Source organism: Rodentibacter mrazii (assembly GCF_001998825.1).
In the GTDB taxonomy this organism is placed as follows: Bacteria; Pseudomonadota; Gammaproteobacteria; order Enterobacterales; family Pasteurellaceae; genus Rodentibacter; species Rodentibacter mrazii.
Genome location: NZ_MLHG01000043.1, coordinates 23,510 through 30,059, shown reverse-complemented (window position 1 = coordinate 30,059; position 6,550 = coordinate 23,510). Strand labels below are relative to the sequence as shown.

The window sequence follows — 6,550 nt, the reverse complement described above, 5'->3', positions numbered from 1 at the left end:
ATTTTTTTTCTTCATTAATTGAGAGTGAGATAGAGTTTAAAATTAATCATATTTAACTTGTAATTCACATTTTTTTGTAAAGGATTATCAAAATTTTATTTGAAATATTTGAACCGTTTTTATATTTCCTTTGTCAAAGATTAGGTAAGTGGGATAATTTTTTAATTAAATTGTTATCCCACTTTCTTATGTGATTTGGAGAAAACATAATTCAAATCCAAGTCACCAAGTTTGATACAAGAGATGTAATTTATGAGTTTTAAGAATTATAAAATCGGTGTTATTGGCTTAGGTTATGTTGGTTTACCTCTTGCCGTAGAACTTGGAAAAAAAATCGCAACTGTAGGATTTGATATCAATCAGGAGCGAATTAATGAATTATCATTAGGTAAAGATCACACATTGGAAGTGGAACCGAAAAATTTAAAAATAGCAACATATCTTTCCTATACCTCAGATTTGGCAAAGTTAAAAGAATGTAATTTTTTCATTGTAACTGTGCCAACCCCCATCGATGATGTAAATCGTCCTGATCTCACCCCATTGCAAAAGGCAAGCAATACCGTTGGTCAAGTATTGAAAAAAGGCGATATCGTTGTGTATGAATCGACGGTGTACCCGGGCGCAACGGAGGAAGTATGCGTACCGATTTTGGAACAAGTTTCAGGTTTGAAGTTTAATCAGGATTTCTTTGTCGGATACAGTCCGGAACGTATTAATCCGGGTGATAAAGAAAACACTTTGACCAAAATCAAGAAGATTACCAGCGGTAGTACGCCTGAAATTGCGGATATTGTGGATGCCCTTTACAGCAGCATTATCACAGCAGGAACACACAAAGCTCCTAGCATTAAAGTAGCGGAAGCTGCTAAGGTGATTGAAAACACACAACGTGATTTGAATATTGCTCTGATCAACGAGTTATCCATTATTTTCGAACGTATCGGCATTGACACCCTGGATGTATTGGAAGCCGCCGGCAGTAAATGGAACTTCTTGCCATTCCGCCCGGGACTCGTGGGAGGACATTGTATCGGTGTGGATCCGTATTACCTCACACACAAAGCGGAAGAAGTGGGTTATAACCCGCAAGTGATTTTGGCAGGTCGTCGTATTAATGATGATATGGCGAATTATGTAGCACGGACTACCATCAAAATGATGATTAATAATCACATTGATGTCGCTCACGCGAAGGTTGGTATTTTAGGCGTGACCTTTAAAGAAAATTGCCCGGATATTCGTAATAGTAAAGTGATCAATATGATCCAGGAATTTGAAAAATGGGGAGTTAATGTGGTGGTTTCTGACCCATGGGCGGACGAGGAGGAAGTCAAAGAAGAATATGGTTTGAAATTATCCTCTATTGATTCGAAAAATCCGGTTGATACTTTGGTGGTCGCCGTAGGACATAAAGAATTCCGAGACTTAGATCCCGAAACCTTGCGTTCTTTTGTACGAACCGAAAAGCCGGTATTGGCGGATGTCAAAAGTCTCTTTAATCGCGACATACTGGCAAAACAAGGCTTCAGCGTGTTTCGTTTATAAATTTTAAGGAAAGCAGAAATGAAAAAATTTGCATTAATCGGCGCGGGTGGCTATATCGCTCCCCGTCATTTAAGAGCAATTAAAGACACAGGCAATACCTTAGTGGTAGCAATGGATGTAAGCGATTCCGTAGGGATCATGGACAGCTATTTCCCTGAAGCGGAGTTTTTCACTGAATTTGAAGAGTTTGAAGCCTTTGTGGAAGACCAAAAGCTGAGAGGGGAAAAGTTAGATTATGTTTCCATTTGTTCACCAAACTACTTACATGCACCTCATATGAAATTTGCATTGAAAAACGGCATTGATGTGATTTGTGAAAAACCGTTGGTGTTGAATGCTTCCGATTTGGACATATTAGCCGAGTATGAAAAGAAATACGGTGCTAAAGTCAATTCTATTTTGCAATTAAGACTTCACCCGTCCATTATCGCACTACGTGATAAAGTTGCTGCTGCACCGACAGATAAAGTGTTTGATGTGGATTTAACTTACCTCACGTCACGCGGTAAATGGTATCTGAAGTCCTGGAAAGGCGTTGATGAAAAATCTGGCGGGGTCGCTACCAATATCGGCGTGCATTTTTACGATATGCTGCATTTCATTTTCGGTAAAGTGGTGAAAAACGAAGTGTATTATCGAGATGAAAAAACCGTTTCCGGTTATTTGGAATATGAACGTGCACGCGTGCGTTGGTTCTTGTCTATTGATGCGGACAATCTACCGCCAAATGCGATACAAGGTGAGAAACTTACTTATCGTAGCATTACTATTGAAAACGAAGAGCTGGAATTTTCCGGCGGCTTTACCGATTTGCACACGCAAAACTATCAATTAGTACTGGAAGGCAAAGGCTACAACTTGGAAGAAAACCGTACCGCGATCGAAACCGTAGAGCGTATTCGCACGGCAGAGATCGTAAAGAATCCGGCGTACCCACACCCGTTCTTAGCGAAAGTATTGAAATAGGAAATTTTGTATAAGGATATCGATTGCACTTGGGCGAATGGCACCAAAAGTGCGGTCGATTTTTTTAAATATTTTTCATAACGGAAAAAATAACATGACGGATTATTACCAACACGACACCGCCATTATTGATGAGGGAGCACAAATCGGCGAAGGTTCTCGTATTTGGCATTTTGCCCACGTTTGTGGTGGTGCCAAGATCGGTAAAGACGTATCGTTGGGGCAGAATGTGTTTGTCGGCAATAAAGTGACGATTGGCGATAAATGCAAAGTACAGAATAACGTTTCCGTGTATGACAACGTGCATTTGGAAGAGGGTGTATTTTGCGGACCGAGCATGGTGTTTACCAATGTGTATAACCCGCGTTCGCTCATTGAACGGAAAAACGAATATCGTGACACGCTTGTTAAAGAAGGTGCTACGCTCGGTGCAAATTCCACTATTGTTTGCGGTGTCACCATCGGTGCTTATGCCTTTATCGGTGCGGGTGCAGTTATTAATCGTGATGTGCCTGATTATGCCTTGATGGTTGGTGTACCGGCAAAACAAATCGGTTGGATGAGCGAATATGGCGAACAATTGGATTTGCCATTAAATGGTCAGGGCGAAACCCGTTGTCAATATACCGGTACGATTTATCGGTTAGACGGCAACAAAGTGACGAAATTGTAATGGAAAAGCAAGATGGAATTTATTAATTTAAATGCACAGCAAGCACGCATTAAATCCCAAATTGATGCGGGCATTCAAAAAGTATTAACACACGGAAAATATATTTTAGGGCCGGAAGTCTCCGAACTAGAAGAGAAATTAGTGGCTTATACGGGAGCAAAATATTGTATCACCTGTGCCAATGGTACTGATGCTTTACAAATTGCGCAAATGGCATTGGGCGTCGGTGTGGGGGATGAAGTCATTACCCCGGGTTTTACTTATATTGCCACGGCAGAAACCGTTGCTCTTTTAGGTGCAAAACCGGTTTATGTGGACGTGGATCCGAAAACCTATAACCTTGATGTGGCAAAATTAGAGGCTGCAATTACTCCACACACTAAAGCTATTATTCCAGTGAGCTTATATGGTCAGTGTGCTGATTTTGATGCTATTAATCAAATTGCACAAAAATATAATCTGCCGGTAGTTGAAGATGCCGCCCAAAGTTTCGGTGCAACATATAAAGGTCGTAAGAGCGGTAACTTATCTACCATTTCCTGCACCAGTTTTTTCCCAAGTAAACCTTTAGGTTGCTACGGTGACGGCGGGGCAATTTTTACCAATGATGAAGAACTGGCAACAGTGATTCGCCAGATTGCACGCCATGGGCAAGATCGTCGTTATCATCACATTCGTGTAGGAGTGAATAGCCGTTTAGATACGTTACAAGCGGCGATTTTGTTACCGAAGTTAGAGATTTTAGAGGATGAGATCTTTTCCCGTCAGATAGTTGCTGAAAATTACAATGATTTATTCCATGAGGCAGGCATTATGACTACTCCATTTGTGGAAGAATATAATCGCAGTGCTTGGGCGCAATATACTATTCAAGTGGATAACCGAGCGGATGTACAGGAAAAACTTAAATCACTAGGAATTCCTACTGCCGTGCATTACCCCATTCCATTAAATAAACAACCGGCTGTTGCCGATGTACAGTCGAATTTACCAGTAGGCGATAAAATCGCTGCGCGAGTGATGAGTTTGCCGATGCATCCGTACATGACTCCGGAAGAACAGAAAGTCATCGTTGAGGCGTTGGCATAGGGATTAGCGGATGGAACGAGAAAACTTACGCGTATTATTGGTCAGTGATATGGGGCATATCGGTGGGACGGAAATCGCCACATTAATTGCCGCTACGGAATTAATGCCATTGGTGGAATCCGTACAGATATTCGGTAAAACAGGACCGTTGTTTGAACGTATTGAAAAACTTGGCGTACAGCAGATTGATGCGGATTGTCACACGAAGAATCCGTTTAAACTTCTTGATTATATATATAAGTTGGTCAAAACCGTTAATGATAATCAGATTGACGTGATTCATGCACAAATGGCGAGACCTCTATTGTTTATTTGGTTGGCGAAGACGTTTTTTAAAAATAAACAGATCAAAATTTTCTGGACATCGCGTGGTTTGGATCATAAAACCTATCAAAAAGTTGTGCCGTTTTTCAGCAAAATGGATGTACGTGGGTTAGGAAATTGTAAGTTGGAACAACAAAAACTAATTCGTTATGGTTACTTGTCAGAGAAGACCGATTATGTGTATAACGCTTATCGGTTAACCCCGACGGATAATCCAATGAAATCATTGGATAAAGAGAGTTTCACCATCGGTACGTTATCTGCTTTACGCGAAGGGCGCAGCGTAGAGCTGTTCCTAGAATTAGCCAAATATATGTTGAAAAATAATGTTGATAAGCAACTACGATTTGTTATTGGCGGTGACGGCAATCATCGTGCCGTACTAGAAAACTATGCTGCAACCTTAGGTATTGATCGTCAGGTTCTGTTTTTAGGTCGTATTACCGATGTTGTTACGTTTATGGACAATATTGATGTATTTGTCAGCCCGTTGGTAGTTAAGGGTGATACTGGTGCGGGATTATCTAATTCCATCGTAGAAGCCATGATCATGAAGGTGCCGGTATGTGCTTTTCGAGCAGCAGGCATTGAAGAAATTGTGATTAATAATCAAACGGGGCATTTACTTGAACCACGCGATATTCCTGCAATGGCGGAAGCCGTGCTGAAGACTATTGACGAGAAAAGCCAGACGGAAACTCAGGTTAATCAGGCTTATGATTTGATCATTCGTGAATGCGATCCGAAAAAATATGCACAAAAACTACTGTGTTTATATAAGGAATTGTAATGCATATTTTGTTGTTGCCTTCTTGGTATCCGTTACATGAAGATGACTTAAACGGCTGTTTCTTTCGAGAACAGGCACAGGCATTGGCGCGTAGTGGCGAAAAAGTTGGTGTAATCGCACCTCAGTTCCGTTCTTTACGTTTAGGTAAGTGTGCGATGTTTGGTAGATATGATGAAGAACTATGGCAGGATGGTGCGGTAGCCACCTATTTTAAACACGGCGTGGCGTGGCTACCAAAAGTGCCTTATGTGGATGCTAAACGCTGGGTCAATGCCGGGTTGGCATTATTTAAACGTTATATTAAAGAGCAAGGTATGCCTGATGTGCTACATGTGCATAGCCTGTTGCATGCTGGTCCTTTAGCCGTTGCAATTCGTGCTAAATATGGCATTCCTTACTGTGTCACCGAACACAGTACCGTTTATGGACGCGGATTGGTAAAAAATTGGGAATTACCACAATTAAGGCGTGCCGAACAGGGGGCTGGAAAATTATTGGCAGTCAGTAAGAGTTTAGCAGATCTTTTAAAAGCAAAATTGAATGGTAAAGACTGGCTGGTTTTCCCGAATTTACTGGATAACGTGTTTATTGCACAAAACAGTGAGGCTGTTGTCAGAAAAGAGCAGCTTTGTGCTGTGGGCTTTTTACATCAGAAGAAAGGTTTTGATGTATTGATTAGAGCCTTTGCCCTTGTGCTGAAAGATTATCCGCAACTTCGTTTGATGATCGCAGGTGATGGTCCGGAAAAAATCAATTTATCTGCGTTGATTGCGCAATTAGGATTGCAAAATAACGTGGTTTTACTCGGTGCTTTGGAGCGTCCTAATGTCCGTCGTTTAATGCAGGAAAGTTTGGCATTTGTGCTATCCAGTCACATAGAAACCTTTGGTGTAGTAGTAATTGAAGCCTTATCGCAAGGTACTCCGGTAGTGGCGACTTTATGCGGCGGTCCAGAATCTATTTTAACGGTGGAAGACGGTTTATTTGTTCCACCGAAGGATGAAAAAGCCTTGGCACAAGGCATTTTAGAGCTATTAGCAAACCCGGATAGGTTTGATCATGACATAATCAGAGCGCGTTGTATCGCCACCTATTCCGAGTCTGCGTTTGTGCGAAGATTGAACACCATTTATGAAGAAATGTTAAAGAACAAATAATGC

Annotated in this window: 6 protein-coding genes; all 6 read left to right on the top strand. The window is 41.3% G+C overall.

What is annotated here, in order from left to right; all coding sequences use genetic code 11:
* Positions 1–252 precede the first annotated feature (252 nt).
* The 6 genes from tviB to BKK47_RS07195 all read left to right on the top strand — a co-directional run bounded on the left by tviB (position 253) and on the right by BKK47_RS07195 (position 6,547).
* Positions 253–1,548 carry a Vi polysaccharide biosynthesis UDP-N-acetylglucosamine C-6 dehydrogenase TviB gene (gene tviB / locus BKK47_RS07220; protein WP_077494195.1) on the top strand — a complete coding sequence of 432 codons (1,296 nt, stop codon included), beginning with the start codon at positions 253–255 and terminating at the stop codon, positions 1,546–1,548.
* Positions 1,549–1,566: 18 nt separating this feature from the next.
* Positions 1,567–2,514, top strand: a complete 948-nt coding sequence (locus BKK47_RS07215) for a Gfo/Idh/MocA family protein (protein ID WP_077494194.1) — start codon at positions 1,567–1,569, stop codon at positions 2,512–2,514.
* A gap of 94 nt (positions 2,515–2,608) precedes the next feature.
* A complete protein-coding gene (locus BKK47_RS07210; RefSeq protein WP_077494197.1) occupies positions 2,609–3,187 on the top strand; it encodes an acyltransferase in 579 nt (192 codons plus the stop codon).
* A gap of 12 nt (positions 3,188–3,199) precedes the next feature.
* On the top strand, positions 3,200–4,276 hold the full coding sequence (locus BKK47_RS07205) for a DegT/DnrJ/EryC1/StrS family aminotransferase (protein ID WP_077494193.1): 1,077 nt from the start codon (positions 3,200–3,202) through the stop codon (positions 4,274–4,276).
* Between the two features lie 10 nt (positions 4,277–4,286).
* Positions 4,287–5,390, top strand: coding sequence for a glycosyltransferase (locus BKK47_RS07200; protein WP_077494192.1), 1,104 nt, complete (start codon positions 4,287–4,289; stop codon positions 5,388–5,390).
* Positions 5,390–6,547 carry a glycosyltransferase gene (locus tag BKK47_RS07195; protein WP_077494191.1) on the top strand — a complete coding sequence of 386 codons (1,158 nt, stop codon included), beginning with the start codon at positions 5,390–5,392 and terminating at the stop codon, positions 6,545–6,547. Before BKK47_RS07200 ends, BKK47_RS07195 begins: the two co-directional genes overlap by 1 nt.
* Positions 6,548–6,550 lie beyond the last annotated feature (3 nt).

Bases quoted from the DNA above. Each gene is read 5' to 3' on its own strand.
- BKK47_RS07210 (WP_077494197.1), top strand. From the start codon at position 2,609: ATGACGGATTATTACCAACACGACACCGCCATTATTGATGAGGGAGCA.
- BKK47_RS07215 (WP_077494194.1), top strand. From the start codon at position 1,567: ATGAAAAAATTTGCATTAATCGGCGCGGGTGGCTATATCGCTCCCCGT.
- tviB (WP_077494195.1), top strand. From the start codon at position 253: ATGAGTTTTAAGAATTATAAAATCGGTGTTATTGGCTTAGGTTATGTT.
- BKK47_RS07205 (WP_077494193.1), top strand. From the start codon at position 3,200: ATGGAATTTATTAATTTAAATGCACAGCAAGCACGCATTAAATCCCAA.
- BKK47_RS07195 (WP_077494191.1), top strand. From the start codon at position 5,390: ATGCATATTTTGTTGTTGCCTTCTTGGTATCCGTTACATGAAGATGAC.
- BKK47_RS07200 (WP_077494192.1), top strand. From the start codon at position 4,287: ATGGAACGAGAAAACTTACGCGTATTATTGGTCAGTGATATGGGGCAT.